The 14,216-nt window shown below is 67.7% G+C and carries 11 protein-coding genes; 2 read left to right on the forward strand and 9 right to left on the reverse strand.

Annotation, left to right across the window (positions count from 1 at the left end; all coding sequences use genetic code 11):
- Positions 1–170 precede the first annotated feature (170 nt).
- The 5 genes from rpsI to G6N44_RS11505 all read right to left on the reverse strand — a co-directional run bounded on the left by rpsI (position 171) and on the right by G6N44_RS11505 (position 5,457).
- Positions 171–659: a 30S ribosomal protein S9 gene (gene rpsI, locus G6N44_RS11485; RefSeq protein WP_163664052.1), complete on the reverse strand. Its 489-nt coding sequence runs from the start codon at positions 657–659 to the stop codon at positions 171–173.
- Positions 656–1,099: a 50S ribosomal protein L13 gene (gene rplM, locus G6N44_RS11490; protein ID WP_163664054.1), complete on the reverse strand. Its 444-nt coding sequence runs from the start codon at positions 1,097–1,099 to the stop codon at positions 656–658. The genes rpsI and rplM overlap by 4 nt, the downstream gene beginning before the upstream one ends.
- A gap of 173 nt (positions 1,100–1,272) precedes the next feature.
- Positions 1,273–2,334, reverse strand: coding sequence for an alcohol dehydrogenase AdhP (gene adhP, locus G6N44_RS11495; protein WP_163664056.1), 1,062 nt, complete (start codon positions 2,332–2,334; stop codon positions 1,273–1,275).
- 96 nt (positions 2,335–2,430) lie between these two features.
- Entirely contained in the window at positions 2,431–3,954 is a 1,524-nt protein-coding gene (gene adh, locus G6N44_RS11500; RefSeq protein WP_163664059.1) for an aldehyde dehydrogenase, read from the reverse strand.
- Positions 3,955–4,122: 168 nt separating this feature from the next.
- On the reverse strand, positions 4,123–5,457 hold the full coding sequence (locus G6N44_RS11505; protein WP_276039410.1) for a helix-turn-helix domain-containing protein: 1,335 nt from the start codon (positions 5,455–5,457) through the stop codon (positions 4,123–4,125).
- A 250-nt stretch (positions 5,458–5,707) separates the two neighbouring features.
- Between G6N44_RS11505 and G6N44_RS11510 the strand changes: the two genes are divergently transcribed.
- The gene (locus tag G6N44_RS11510; RefSeq protein WP_163664063.1) at positions 5,708–7,093 is read left to right on the forward strand and encodes a DEAD/DEAH box helicase; all 1,386 of its coding nucleotides are present in this window, start codon (positions 5,708–5,710) and stop codon (positions 7,091–7,093) included.
- A 73-nt stretch (positions 7,094–7,166) separates the two neighbouring features.
- On the opposite strand, the gene G6N44_RS11515 is transcribed toward G6N44_RS11510, so the two are convergent.
- The 4 genes from G6N44_RS11515 to eccCb form a co-directional block, all read right to left on the reverse strand.
- On the reverse strand, positions 7,167–7,463 hold the full coding sequence (locus G6N44_RS11515) for a WXG100 family type VII secretion target (RefSeq protein WP_163664065.1): 297 nt from the start codon (positions 7,461–7,463) through the stop codon (positions 7,167–7,169).
- A 12-nt stretch (positions 7,464–7,475) separates the two neighbouring features.
- On the reverse strand, positions 7,476–7,799 hold the full coding sequence (locus G6N44_RS11520; RefSeq protein WP_163664067.1) for a WXG100 family type VII secretion target: 324 nt from the start codon (positions 7,797–7,799) through the stop codon (positions 7,476–7,478).
- 77 nt (positions 7,800–7,876) lie between these two features.
- Positions 7,877–9,034, reverse strand: coding sequence for a type VII secretion-associated protein (locus G6N44_RS11525; protein ID WP_163664069.1), 1,158 nt, complete (start codon positions 9,032–9,034; stop codon positions 7,877–7,879).
- Positions 9,031–12,750: a type VII secretion protein EccCb gene (gene eccCb / locus G6N44_RS11530; protein ID WP_163664071.1), complete on the reverse strand. Its 3,720-nt coding sequence runs from the start codon at positions 12,748–12,750 to the stop codon at positions 9,031–9,033. Before eccCb ends, G6N44_RS11525 begins: the two co-directional genes overlap by 4 nt.
- Before the next feature lie 122 nt (positions 12,751–12,872).
- Here eccCb and eccD point away from each other — a divergent pair, with 122 nt between their 5' ends.
- The gene (eccD, locus tag G6N44_RS11535; protein WP_163664072.1) at positions 12,873–14,216 is read left to right on the forward strand and encodes a type VII secretion integral membrane protein EccD; all 1,344 of its coding nucleotides are present in this window, start codon (positions 12,873–12,875) and stop codon (positions 14,214–14,216) included.

A 14,216-nucleotide genomic window follows, 5' to 3' on the forward strand; every position in this document is an offset into this window, starting at 1 on the left:
TCCGGAAAAAAGTTGTGAGCGGTCGCGCGCCGTTTTCTGCACCAGGGTCGTGGATGGGGCGAAACGCCGACCGTGGCGTCGAAAACGACGCAGTTCAACGACCAAAAACAAACCCGCCGGGTGTGTACAGGACACACCCGGCGGGTTCGTTCGGCCACGAAGGCGACAGATCAGCGCTTGCTGTACTGCGGTGCCTTGCGGGCCTTCTTGAGGCCGTACTTCTTGCGCTCGATGGCACGCGGGTCACGCGTCAGGAAGCCCGCCTTCTTCAGCGCGGGCCGGTCCTCCGGCTGCACCAGGATCAGCGCACGGGCGATCGCCAGGCGCAGGGCGCCGGCCTGACCCGAGGGGCCGCCACCATCGAGGTGGGCGAAGATGTCGAAATGCTCGAGGCGATCGACGGTCACCAGCGGGGCCTTGATCAGCTGCTGGTGCACCTTGTTCGGAAAGTAGTTCTCCAGGCTGCGGCCGTCCAGGTTGAACTGGCCGGTGCCGGGCATCAGGCGCACCCGCACCACGGCCTCCTTGCGGCGGCCGACGGTCTGGATGGGACGGTCGATGATGATCGGCTCGCGGTGATCCTCGACAGCCTCGGGCGCGGCGTCAGCCTCGACCTCGACCACGACCTCGGTCTCAGTCACTTCAGTTGCTTCAGTCACTGGGCCACCTGCTTGATCTCGTACGGAACCGGCTGCTGCGCGGCGTGCGGATGATCCGGACCGGCGTAGACCTTGAGCTTCTTCTGGATCTGCCGACCAAGCTTGGTGTGGGGCAGCATGCCGATGATGGCGTTCTCGACGACGCGGGTCGGGTGCTTCTCCAGCAGGTCACCGATCGCGCGCTTGCGCAGACCGCCCGGGTAACCCGAGTGGCTGTAAGCAAACTTGTTGGTGAGCTTGTTGCCGCTGACGGCAATCTTCTCGGCGTTGACGACGATGACGAAGTCGCCACCATCGACATTCGGCGTGAATGTCGGCTTGTGCTTGCCGCGGAGCAGCTTGGCTGCTTCGACGGCGAGCCGGCCGAGCACCACGTCTTGGGCGTCGATGACGTACCACGAATGTGTGGTGTCACCCGCCTTCGGCGTGTACGTAGGCACAGCGCATACCTCTTCTATTCTCGGGTTAGATCCCAGGATGTCCCGGGTGCCGGTCGCGGTGCATGTACTCGGTTTTCCCGGCGACCGACGTTGACCCGGGACCCGCTTGCCCCTAAGGGCAGCACACACCAACGGAGCAGCTTACCGGTGAGCGTCCATGCAGGTCAAAACGACTACCGGTAGTCGATGACGACCCGACCGTCGATCTGCCCACGTTCCATCCGGCCGAACACCTCGTTGATCTGATCCAGTGACGTCGTCTCGACGACCGGGTGGATCAGGCCACGGGCGTAGAAGTCCAGCGCCTCGGCCATGTCCTGACGGGTACCCACGATCGAGCCGCGGATCGTCAGCCCCTTGAGCACGATGTCGAAGATGGGCGCCGGGAAATCTCCGGGCGGAAGGCCGTTGAACACGATGGTGCCACCACGCCGGGCCAGACCGATGGCCTGGCCGAAGGCCTGCGGATGCACCGCCGTGACCAGTACTCCGTGTACCCCACCGGTCGCCTTCTGCACCTCCTCGACCACATCTGAGGTCTTGGCATTCACCGTCACCTCGGCGCCGAACCGGCTGGCCAGCGCGAGTTTCGCATCGTCGATATCGATGGCGACGACCCGCAGACCCATCGCCCGGGCGTACTGCACGGCAATGTGCCCCAGTCCCCCGACACCGGAGATCGCCACCCACTGCCCCGGCCTGGTGTCGGTCACCTTCAGGCCTTTGTAGACCGTCACGCCGGCACACAGGATCGGTGCCACCTCGACGGGGTCGACGTTGTCGGGGATGCGGGCGGCGTAGGCGGTATTGACCAACATGTAGGAGCCGAAGCTGCCGTTGACGCTGTAGCCGCCGTTCTGCTGGCTCTCACACAGTGTCTCCCAGCCGGTACGGCAGTATTCGCAGCTACCGCAGGCCGACCACAACCAGGCATTGCCGACCTTGTCACCGACCTTGAGGTCCGTCACCCCGGGTCCCAGCGCCACCACGGTGCCGTACCCTTCGTGGCCCGGAACGAAGGGCGGACTGGGCTTCACCGGCCAATCCCCATGTGCGGCATGCAGATCGGTGTGGCAGACGCCCGAGGTCTCCAGTTCGACCAAGGCCTCACCCGGACCGGGTGTCGGCAGTTCAAGATCGGAAACCTGTAGCGGTGCACCGAATTCGGTCACCATCGCGGCGCGCATCGAGCCGGCACTGTTGGCGCTGACACCGTCGTCAAGGGTCTGGGTCATGAGTCATTCCGTTCGTGAAAGATGTTGCTGTCGACTGATTCTTGTTGTTATCCGGTTGTGTAGTTCACAGGCAGCAGCGTTGCGGCAACAGAACGCTCAGAAGAAGCCCTGAGCCTTGTTGCCATAGCTCACCAGCAGGTTCTTGGTCTGCTGGTAGTGGTCGAGCATCATCTTGTGGTTCTCCCGGCCGATACCGGACTGCTTGTAGCCGCCGAACGCCGCATGCGCGGGGTACTGGTGGTAGCAGTTGGTCCACACCCGACCGGCCTTGATGTCCCGGCCTGCACGGTAGGCGGTGTTGCCGTTGCGACTCCACACGCCGGCACCCAGTCCGTAGAGGGTGTCGTTGGCGATCGAGATGGCGTCGTCGTAATCCTTGAACGAGGTGACCGCCACGACGGGCCCGAAGATCTCCTCCTGGAAGAGCCTCATCTTGTTGTGGCCGGTGAAGATCGTCGGCGCCATGTAGAACCCGCCGTTGAGATCACCACCCAGATCGGCCCGCTCACCGCCCGTGATCAATTGGGCGCCTTCGGATTTCCCGATCTCGATGTAGGACAGGATCTTCTCCAGCTGGTCGTTGGAGGCCTGGGCACCGATCATCGTCTCGGTGTCCAGCGGGTCGCCCTGCCGCACGGCCTTGGTGCGGATGGCGGCCAGTTCCAGGAACTCGTCGTAGATGTCGGCCTGGATCAGCGACCGCGACGGACAGGTGCACACCTCACCCTGGTTCAGGGCGAACATGGTGAACCCTTCCAGGGCCTTGTCCTGGAAATCGTCGGCGGCGGCCAGCACATCGGAGAAGAAGATGTTCGGGCTCTTGCCACCGAGCTCGAGGGTCACCGGGATCAGGTTCTGGCTGGCGTACTGCATGATCAGCCGGCCGGTGGTGGTCTCACCGGTGAAGGCGATCTTGGCGATCCGGTTACTGGAGGCCAGCGGCTTGCCGGCCTCCACGCCGAAACCGTTGACCACGTTGATCACACCGGCGGGCAGCAGGTCGCCGATCAACGACATCAGGAACAGCACCGAAACCGGGGTCTGCTCAGCAGGTTTGAGCACCACGGCATTGCCGGCAGCCAGCGCCGGGGCCAGCTTCCACACCGCCATCAGGATCGGGAAGTTCCACGGGATGATCTGGCCGACGACACCGAGCGGCTCGTGGAAGTGGTAGGCGACGGTGTCCTCGTCGATCTGCGACAGCGAGCCCTCCTGGGCGCGCAGCACCCCGGCGAAGTAGCGGAAGTGGTCGACCGCCAACGGGATGTCGGCGTTCAGCGTCTCGCGGATCGGCTTGCCGTTGTCCCACGACTCGGCCAGCGCCACGGCTTCGAGGTTCTCCTCGATCCGGTCGGCGATCTTGTTGAGGACGATCGCACGCTCGGCGGGCGAGGTCTTGCCCCACGCCGGCGCAGCCGCGTGGGCGGCATCCAGCGCCTTCTCGACATCGGCCTCGGTGGAGCGGGCCACCTCGCAGAACACCTGACCCGTGACCGGCGTCGGGTTCTCGAAATAGCGGCCTTCCACGGGTGCGACCCACTGGCCGCCGATGAAGTTGTCGTAGCGGGCCTCAAAGGACATCGCGGCGCCGTCGGCACCCGGACGTGCATAAACAGTCATGGCAATCTCCTGCAGTCGGACACTGAAATGTGTCGGTGATCACTAAAGGTAGTCAGGAGTAGGTTGCAGCGCGGTTGCACAGATAATCGGACCGTTGCAGACCTCAGAACGCCGGAAATCAGCACGTCGGCGGGCCGACAAGATCAACACGTCGGCGGGCCGACAAGATCAACCCAGTTCGGCGTCGATCCCGGCCAGATGACCGCGGGCCTGCGCCCTGACCACCGGATCGGCCTGGGCATGGTCGTGCAACGTCCGCCAGCCCTGCCGATCGTCACGGCCGTCGGGAAGTGCCAACCACCGCCGCAGCAGGCTCAGATCACTTCCGGTCAGCACGGCTTCGCGCAGGCCGGCACTCAGCTCGGTACGCAGTCGCGCGATCGCCGGCGAGACCGATTGCGGCAACAACGCCCCCGAATACGCGTCCAGGGCGGCCGAGACATTCCCGGTCTGCAGCGCGTCGTAGACATCTGCCATGTCGCTGGCAACCGGCGCCAACAGGCGGTAAGGCCGGGACTCGACGTAGGTGCTGCCGATGACCCGGCGCAGCCGCGACACCTCGGCCCGCACGGTAACCACATCGAGGTCTTTGTCGTCGAGCAGCATGGCCAGGTGATCGGCGCTCAAACCCTCGGGGTGCCGGATCAGCAGGACCAGGATGTCGGCGTGCCTGCCGGTCAGCGCACTGGACTGCGGGCGGCCTGCGGCATCGGTCACGTGCCAGCGAGGGCGGTCGGCGCCCAGCACGGTGAGCCGGGCTCCCTCGGTCGCGGCCGGGGCGGCGGGCCCGGTGAGCCGCAGCAGGGCCAACTGGTTTTCGACGGCGACCGCAGTCGCTCTGACCAGGGCTAAGGTCTGCGGTGAGGCGACCGTGGCGCCGCCGGTCAGGTCGATGGCACCGAGCAGCACCCCGGTCGTCGGGTCGTGCACCGGTACCGCGGTGCAGCTCCAGGAGTGCACCGTGCGGGAGAAGTGCTCCGACCCCAAGATCTGCAGTTCACGGTCGAGCGCCAGCGCCGTACCTGGCGCGTTGGTCCCGGCAACCCGCTCGCTCCAGTCCGACCCGGGCACGAAGTTCATCGCCTCGGCCTTCCGGCGCGCACCGGGGTCACCTTCGACCCACAACAGGGTGCCGTCGGCCGCGGTGATGGCCACCACCACTCCGGAATCGACGGCATCGTCGACCAGGAGTCGACGGATCAGCGGCAGCGTGGACGCCAGCGGATGGGCATCGCGCAACTCGGTCAGTGCCGCCGCTGCGGCCGCCGCCCGGGTGCCCAGATCGGGGTCCACTCCCGTTGCCAGGCTGCGCTGCCAGCTCTCCACGATGACTCGGCGCACCGGAGTGGAATCGAGGGAATCGGCGTCGACCTGGCCCCCGACGAACAGGTCATGGATCGCGCGCACCTTCGCGGGTAGGGCACGGGTGGACACCCGGCCTCCCGCATTTCTCGATGCGGCCACGGCAATCACGCTCCCGGCGTCGGACCAGCGGCATGGCATTCACGCGTGTCCGCCAGGATAGTTGACCGGCCGGACCTGTGATGGATACCACCCGCAGGTCAGCCCTCAGAACTCGGGGAATCCACCCCACTACCCGTATAGTTGGGGCACGGCGGCTTGTCTGTTCTGCCTTTGCCGCCTTCTCGATCGTCAACCGAGCGCCGCGAGATATCACTCGCGCCGGGCAGGACGACCGCCCTCTATTTTCGGAGCTTTCATTTTGTCTGTCCAAGAAATCCCTGGCACTGCTGTGCCCACTTTCGCCGAGCTCGGCCTGCCCGCCGAGATCGTCGCCACCCTCGCCGGAAACGGCGTGGAGTCCCCCTTCCCGATCCAGGCCGCGACCCTGCCCGATTCCCTCAAGGGCCGCGATGTGCTCGGCCGCGGCCGCACCGGCTCCGGCAAGACGTACGCATTCCTGCTTCCGCTGGTGGCCCGCCTGGCGACCAGTGGCACCCGCCGGGCACCGAACCGGCCGCGCGCGCTGATCCTGGCGCCCACCCGCGAGCTCGTGACCCAGATCCAGGCCTCGCTGGCCCCGTTGGCTGCGGCAACCGGCCTGCGCTCGGTCAACATCTTCGGTGGCGTGGGCGCCAACCCGCAGATCTCCGCGCTCAGAGGCGGCGTCGACATCGTGATCGCCTGCCCGGGCCGGCTCGAGGACCACATGCGGTCCGGCCATGCCGACCTGTCCGCGGTGGAGATCACCGTGCTCGACGAGGCCGACCACATGGCCGACCTCGGGTTCCTGCCCGGCGTGAAGCGCCTGCTGGACCGCACCCCGAAAGACTGCCAGCGCCTGCTGTTCTCGGCCACGCTCGACGCCGGGGTCGACGTGCTGGTCAAGCGCTATCTGCACGATCCCGTGGTGCACAGTGTCGATTCGGCACAGTCACCGGTGTCCGCGATGGTGCACCACGTGCTGCACGTGGACAACGCCGCACGGGTCAACGTCGTCGCCGATCTGGCTGCCGCCCCGGGCCGCACCATCGTCTTCGCCCGCACCAAGCACGGGGCAAAAAACCTTGCTCGCCAGCTTAATTCGCGTGGCGTTTCCGCTGTTGAGCTGCACGGCAACCTGTCCCAGAATGCCCGCACGCGCAATCTCACGGCATTTTCCGACGGATCGGCGGCAGTTCTGGTGGCCACCGACATCGCCGCCCGCGGTATCCACGTTGACGACGTCAGCCTGGTCGTCCACGCCGACCCGCCCGTCGAGCACAAGGCCTACCTGCACCGGTCCGGGCGCACCGCCCGCGCCGGGAACGAGGGCACCGTCGTGACTCTCATGCATGACGCGCAGGTGTCGGATGTGCGCACCCTGACCAAGAAGGCCGGGGTCAAGCCCACCATCACCCGGATCAACAACGTGGACCACCCGGTGCTGCGTGAGATCGCCCCCGGGGAGCGGGTTTTCGGTGATCCGATCCGTCAGGAGCCGGTCGCTCAGGCCACCCAGGCACCGCGCCGTCAGGGCGGTAGGTCCGGGCAGCAACAGAATCGCAACCGCCCCAACGGGTCCGGCCGCAACGGCGGCGGCGCCCACGCAGCCCGGTCCGGTGCCGGTGCCGGCGGACAGCGCGGTGGTGGACACCGCCGACCCCGTCGCGGAGGCGACGCCGGCTCGGCCCGCTAGAGACGAAAGTGTGCGGTCCCGCTCGGTCCTCTCCACCGAACGGGACCGCACATGTCTTCCGGGGTGATCGGCCTCAGACTCCCCACGCGTTGGCCGCGCTGCGGTCGGTCGCGGCCACCTCGTCGGCGCCGTCGCGCACCGCATTGCCCAGGGAGAACAGAATCTCGTTGAGGGCCGCCGCGGCCTGGTTCCAGCGCGCCTGCTCGACGGCGTAGGCCTGCGCGGCCTCACGCGTCCAGACCTGCTGCAACGGCGCGATCTGCGAACGTAATTCATCGAGCGCGGCGTTGAATCGGCTCGACGTGGTGTGGATCTCCTGGCGAACCGAGTATTCGATCTCGCCGAAGTTGTATGACAGCACGTGATCCATGGCCGATGCCGATCAGATGCCGTCGCCGACGACGCCGAGCCGCTGCGCGTGAGCGTCGGCAGCGGCACGCAGCGTGCGCTCGTTGGTCCGGATGGTCTCGGCGATCCGGCCCAGTGTGGTGTGCAGAGTCAGCGATTCGCCGTTCCAGCGGTCCACCACGGTGCGGAACCGCGCCGCAGCCACGCCGCCCCATACCGACGGTGGCACGCTGCTCATCTTTCCGATGAAGGTCGCCAACATGGCCCGGACATCGTCGTTGAGCACGTCGATCCGGCCTGCCACGCTCGTCATCATCTCGAAGTCGGTGCCCAACGGCCCCGTCAGTCCTGTTGGCATGTCCTCTGGCCTCCGGTCTCGTCTTGCGGGATATAACAATTCGACGCAGCACCGCCCGGTTTGGTTCCATCCGATTTTCAGAACACCGCGTGCGCGGACCCGATGGCCGCCTCGCAGGCCGGACGGACGGCTTCCTCGCGACCCGGTGCGCTCTGGCATCCGACCGCGATCCGCACGGCACCGTCGGCGAACACCGCCCACCGGATCTCCCGCCCGGTACGGACCTCCCGGTAGCTGACCACCGACCGGGCGGCGACGACCGCGGACGGGTCGAAGTCGACAAAAATGCCCGCAGGTTGCTCCTCGAGTGCGCGGCCCACGGTGTCGGCAACCGTGCCGTCACCGACACCGGACTGGGTCAGGTGAATCATCATCTGTGGGTCGCTCGGCGAAACCACCTCAAGCCGAGCCGATCCCGGGCCATCGGTGACCCGCCGCACGGCCCAGCCAGCCGCAATCTGCATACCCACCCGGCCCTCGACCACCACCGTCATCGACGGATCGTCCGCGGGTCCGCCCCGGGCAACGACGATCCCACCCAACACCAACGCCGCAGCCGCAGCCGCAGCCGCAGCCGCGCATATCGCGCCCCGACCAGTCCGTCTCCGGCTACCGATCTGCTCCTCGGCCGTGTCGTCCGGCACGACAGGGGTGTCGCGCCAGAACCAGGTGTCGGCCACGTTCGCCACCACGCCACGGCCGCGAAGCGCCGCCGCCACCGCGTGGCCCAGTGGCACCGCTCCGACCACCTCCGCCGGAGCATCGACGACCACCTGTGCCGACGTGCCGGCGAGCGCTATCACCGCACGCACCACTGTGTCCGGATTCGGATCGCCCTCGCAATGGCGGGCCAGTGCGATGTCACCGGTATCCACACCCGACACCATGACGACCTCGTCGGCAATCTCGACGACCACCGAAGACACGCCGGGCGGGAAGTCGCTCAGGGCCTGAACCCGCCGCATCACCACAACGTCGGAATCCCTCGCGGCTTCCCGCACACGGTCACAACGCTCGGTGGACCACCAGGTCGGACACACCAGGGTGAGCGACCGTGCCCCTGCACCGGCGGAATCGAGAACCTCGGCCCACAGATCCGACACCGCAACGGGTTCGTCGTCGACCAGGGCGATTTCGTCGTCGATTCCGGCGACGGCGACTGCCGCAAGGTCCGCCGACACCGGGCCGGGTCCACACACGGTCACCGGCCCTACCGCCACGACCGTTGACCTCACCGCGTCTCGTCCCGGCCGGGCAGGGCGACCTGAACCAGCTGGTCGGGTGCCGCACGGGTGATCAGCGTGCCGCGCCCCGGTGGAAGCCGTACCGGCCGTACCGATCCCAGCAGCACGCCGTCGTCGGGACCGGCGCTCATCATCAGACCCATACAGCCGAGGTCCTTCACCGTGGCCAGCAGCGGATCGAACATCGCCCGCGCCGCACCGCCCGAACGACGGGCCAGCACCAGGTGCAGTCCGATGTCACGGGCATGGGGCAGGTAATTCAACAGCGGTGACAGTGGATTCGACCCACCTCCGGCCACCAGGTCGTAGTCGTCGACCACGACATAGAGTTCGGGTCCGGTCCACCACGAACGGTCGCGAAGCGCACGCTGGGTGACCTCGGGCCCCGGCATCCGGCTCTTCAGGGTCTCAAGCACTCCCGCAAGCGCGGCATCCAGCGCCACGACCGACGCCGCATACCCCGCCAGATGCTCCGATTCCACCGCGCCCAGCAGCGCGCGACGGAAATCCACGATGAGCAGTTGCACGCCCTCCGGGCCGTTGCCCGCCACCAGGTCGCAGCACAGGGCGCGCAGCGCGGTCGACTTGCCGCATCCGGTGTCACCGAGGATCACCAGATCGGGCTGAGCTTCGAAATCGACCAGCACCGGCGTGAGTTCGCGTTCCCCGAGGCCCAGCAGCACGTCGGTGGCGGGTCTGATGCGGGACAGCGGACGCAGTTCGTGTCCGCTCACGCGCACCGGCAGCAACCGCACGGCCGGCGCGCGGACCGCGCCGTGCTGGGCCGCCAAGGTGTCGGCGATCCGTGCCAACGCTGCACCGATTCCGGTGTCCGACGGTGTCCCGTCAAGCCGGGGCAACGCGATCAACAACTCACGCCCGTCGTGGGTGAGCCCCCGCCCCGGTGCGTTCTGGGTCAGTTGCCTGGCGCCTTTCCGGTCCATCTCGGACTCGGCCGGATCGCCGAGTCGCAGCTCGATACGGGTTCCGAGCTGGTCCTTGAGCGCCGGCCGGAAGTCTGCCCACCGCGACGCCGTCACGACCACATGCACGCCGAGCGAAAGTCCCTGCACGGCAAGCGCGGTGATCGTCGGCTCCAGCGCATCGAACTCGGCGCGGAACGTCGGCCAGCCGTCGATGATCAGGAATACATCGCCCCAGGGATCGTCGATCTCTCCGGCGGCACGACGCGCCTCGCGGACGTTGACCAGGACCTGCATCTCGGCGACGGTGCGTCGAACGAGATCGGTATCGGTACGTCCGGCGACCGCGCCGACGTGTGGCAGGGCCCGCAGTGCGCTCAACGTTCCGCCACCGAAGTCCAGGCAGTAGATCGCAACATCTCGGGGATGGTGGGTCGCAGCCAGCGCCACCGCCAAAGTCTTTGCCGTCGTGGATTTTCCGGATTGGGGCCCACCGACGATCGCCACGTTGCCCCGAGCGCCACCCAACGACAGCATCAGGCGGTCCCGGCGCTGTTCGAAGGGGCGGTCGATCAGCCCGATCGCAACGTCGAGTGGACCGGGATCCGACAACAGGACGTCACTGAGCGGGATGGCAGACGGCAACGGTGGCAGCCAGACCTGATGTGCCGAGGTGCCGTACCCGGCCAGCCGATCGACGACCTGCTGCAGCACGGTCGTCGCGGATGTGGCGGGGCGGTGGTAGGCCGGCATCCAGGACGTCGCGAAAAGCCGCGGCCGCGGCGTGTGGTGCGGCGCCGCGGGCAAGTGTTCGGGCACTGTACCGGTCGCCGAGACGAACGCGGTCTGAAACCTGACGAGGTCGCCGGATGGTGTCTTCAGATAGGCCGCGCCTGGTGTGTTCGGCAGCTCGTACGCATCGGCGATTCCGAGCACCGATCGGGATTCGTTGGACGAGAACGTCTTCAGACACACCCGATACGACAGGTGGCTCTCCAGCCCGCGTAGCCGGCCTTCGTCGAGTCGCTGACTGGCCAGCAGCAGGTGCATACCCAGCGATCGCCCGAGGCGGCCGATCGCCACGAACAACTCTGCGAAATCCGGGTGCTGCTGCAGCAGCTCGGAGAACTCGTCGACCACGATCAGCAGGGCGGGTAGGGCGGGCAGATCGGTGCGACGCCGGTATTCCGCGATGTTGGCCACGTTGCCGGCTGCCCGAAGCAGTTCCTGACGGCGGGTCATCTCCCCCGCCAGGGCATCGGCCATCCGGGCCACGAGCTGCGCCTCCTCGGCCAGGTTGGTGATCAATGCGCTGACATGACGTGCCCGGTGCAGTCCGAGAAATGTTGCCCCGCCCTTGAAATCGATGAGGACCAGGTTGAGCTCCTCGGGCGGGTGTGTGGTGATCAGCCCCAGGACCAGCGTGCGCAGAAACTCCGACTTTCCCGATCCGGTGGCACCGACGCACAGTCCGTGCGGGCCCATGCCGTCGTGGGCCGCTTCCTTGAGGTCGAGGTGCAGCGGGGTGCCGTCGGCACACCGGCCGACGGGAACCCGCAGGAACCGCTGCGGGTCCGATGTCGTCCACACGCTGGGCGGATCGAAGCGCGCCGGGTCGGCGATGCCGATCAGCTCGGGCCAGCCGGCGGCTTCGGGCACGGGAGCGCAACGCCATCGCGCCAACCACCGGGCACACGTGACGGCCTGCTCATGGTTCATCCGGTCGGGCCGCACCGCGGCGGCGCCGAATTGCAGCACGTCGGCCCCGAGCTCCAGATGCAGGTCCGCGGCGGGAATCCCGGAATGAGCCGCGACGGTCAGTACGGTGACGCCCGTACCCGGGGGCGAACCGGCCGGGCCGGCGGTGGCGGAATCGACGATGACGATGGTCTGGGCCGGCGACTCCGTGGCCGGCAGGTCGGCCAGGGTGCGCAACCGCAGCGCGACCGGTGGACCGTGTCCGGTGGGATACCAGTGGTGGCCAAGCCATTTCAACCATTCCCAGTGACCTGCCGTCGACACGTCGACGACCGCGGCGATGCGGACATGTCGCGGACCGTGCGTGGTGGCCAGTTGGCAGACGACCGCGCGCAGCAAGGCCCGTGCCGCGTCGACCGGCCCGCCCACCGTCACGTGCCCCAGGCCGCGCAAGTTCACCGTCACCGGGACGCCTGCCACCGTCGACCGGCGCCGGATCAGTTGTGCCAGAGCCGATACCGTAACGGGATCGGCTTCCCGACCGGGTTCGGTGCCACCGGCGATCAACCTGGTCGACGGTGGCCTCTCCCCCACGCCGATCCGCACCTCGCAGAACCCTGGGGCACCAGGACTGCGTCGCCACATCTGCTCGCCACCGGCCAGCGTCCACAAGCGCCCCGGCTCGGGATGCGCGGCGTGCAGGCCCAGCCATTGGACGCGGGCGGATTCACCGGCCGCGGTGTCGATCCCGTCCAGGTATCGCAGGTACTCACCGCGGTCCCGGTGCAGCTGCTGGGCCCGGCCGTTGCTCCGCAGGCTGTAGGCGGCGGTGCCGATCGCCGACATGGCCATCATGACCGGGAACATCATGGTGGCCGGACCACGGGTGGCCGCCGCACCGGAGGTGAGGTACACCGCGACCATGCCACCCATCGCGACCACGACCAACAGCGGCAACAACCTGGTCAGCGGACTGACCGGGTTGTGACGCGGCAGCGCAGGCGGCGCGTCGATCACCACCTCGGTAGTCGGCGACTCCGGTACGGCGAGCTCACGCGCGGCCTGCGGTGTGCGGATTGGTTCCATCGGTATTTGGACGCGCGCGGGCCCCGTCGGGTTCCCTGCGTGCACCGGAAAAATTGGTGCGCACGCGGGCCCGTCGGATCGGTTAGCGTGACTGGTATCGGCGTCAACCGGGGGGTGATGCGATGCCGGATCTGTTGCGCCACGTGTCGATTCACGGTGGCGCGCCGGGCGAGTCGGGGCACGGCGCCACCGTCGACCTGTCCTTGCCCGCCGCGATGACCGTCGGCGACCTGCTGCCGTGGATCGTCGATGCGCTCGGCGCCGGCGACGGTACGCCGCGATGCTGGCGGTTGACGTACCTGGATGGACGCCGCCTGGAGGAGTCAGAAAGCCTGGCGCAGAACGCTGTTCACGACGGTGATCTGCTGGTGCTCACCACGGCCGACGACAATCCCACACCTGATCGGTCGCCGACCGCCGCACTGACCATCGCCCCCACCGAGAACATTCGGCCTGCCGGACTTCGGGTGGCCGCCGGTCTGTGGGCCTGCGGGTCGGGTGCCGCGGCGTTGATGTGGGCGGGGCTCGCGGGTCAGGGACTGGACCGTATCGCAGCGGCCGCGGGGGTGGCGGCGGCGGTCACCGCCGTGGCCGTGGCCGCGCCACGTCTCGGTCTGAGTTCGGTCGCGGTGACGACGCTCAACGTCGTCGCCCTGGTACACGCGGCGGTGCTCGGCTTCCTCGTCGTTCCGGCCGGGCCCGCTCCCGCGAACTTCTTTCTCGCCGCGACGGCTGCCGGCTCGCTGGGCGTGGTGCTGATGCGGGTATCCGGTTGCGGCACGGAGATTCTCCTCGCGGTCGTGACGGTCGCCTGGGTGGTCGCCGCGGCGACTGGTTTCGCCGCGTTGTGGCCGGTCGCCACACCGGCAGTGGGCTCGGTGCTGAGCGCGCTCGGAGTGGGCCTGCTACCGCTGGCCCCACGGCTGTCCATTGCCCTGGCCGGTCTGACGCCGCCGGTGCCCGATTATCTTGGTGCCGAGGACGACTCGAACGGCTCCACCTTCGACGCAGACGCGCGTGCCCGTATCGGGCATCGACACCTGGTGAGCCTGGTTACCGGTTGCTCGGCCGCGGCCGCGCTGGGAACCGCCATCCTTGCGTTCGCGGGTCCCAAGCGGATCACCCCCGTCGAGGTCGCGTTCGCCGCAGCCGTCGGTGTGGCGCTGCTGCTGCGCTCACGCAGCTATGCGTCGGGTCGCTGCCGCATCGCGGTGAGTAGCGCCGGATTCCTCTCGATCACTGCGTCTTTCATTCTTGTGGTGGCCTGGCTTCCCGCGCAGGGCGGTTGGACCGCAATAGTCGCGGTCGGCACCGGAATCGCCGTGGTCTGGCCGATCACGATTCAGAGTCCCGTGGCAGCCCGCGTCGCCGACGCCCTCGAGTACGGCGCGCTGGCCGCGGTGGTGCCGCTGGCGTGTTGGCTCGCCGGCGCCTTCGACGTCGTTCGCGACCTGGCACTGAGTTGA

Source organism: Mycolicibacterium alvei (genome assembly GCF_010727325.1).
In the GTDB taxonomy this organism is placed as follows: domain Bacteria; phylum Actinomycetota; class Actinomycetes; order Mycobacteriales; family Mycobacteriaceae; genus Mycobacterium; species Mycobacterium alvei.

Excerpts from the sequence above, each read along its gene's own strand:
- adhP (WP_163664056.1), bottom strand. The coding sequence starts at position 2,334 with ATGACCCAGACCCTTGACGACGGTGTCAGCGCCAACAGTGCCGGCTCG.
- adh (WP_163664059.1), bottom strand. The coding sequence starts at position 3,954 with ATGACTGTTTATGCACGTCCGGGTGCCGACGGCGCCGCGATGTCCTTT.
- G6N44_RS11505 (WP_276039410.1), bottom strand. The coding sequence starts at position 5,457 with ATGCCATGCCGCTGGTCCGACGCCGGGAGCGTGATTGCCGTGGCCGCA.
- G6N44_RS11515 (WP_163664065.1), bottom strand. The coding sequence starts at position 7,463 with ATGGATCACGTGCTGTCATACAACTTCGGCGAGATCGAATACTCGGTT.
- G6N44_RS11520 (WP_163664067.1), bottom strand. The coding sequence starts at position 7,799 with ATGCCAACAGGACTGACGGGGCCGTTGGGCACCGACTTCGAGATGATG.
- eccCb (WP_163664071.1), bottom strand. The coding sequence starts at position 12,750 with ATGGAACCAATCCGCACACCGCAGGCCGCGCGTGAGCTCGCCGTACCG.
- eccD (WP_163664072.1), top strand. The coding sequence starts at position 12,873 with ATGCCGGATCTGTTGCGCCACGTGTCGATTCACGGTGGCGCGCCGGGC.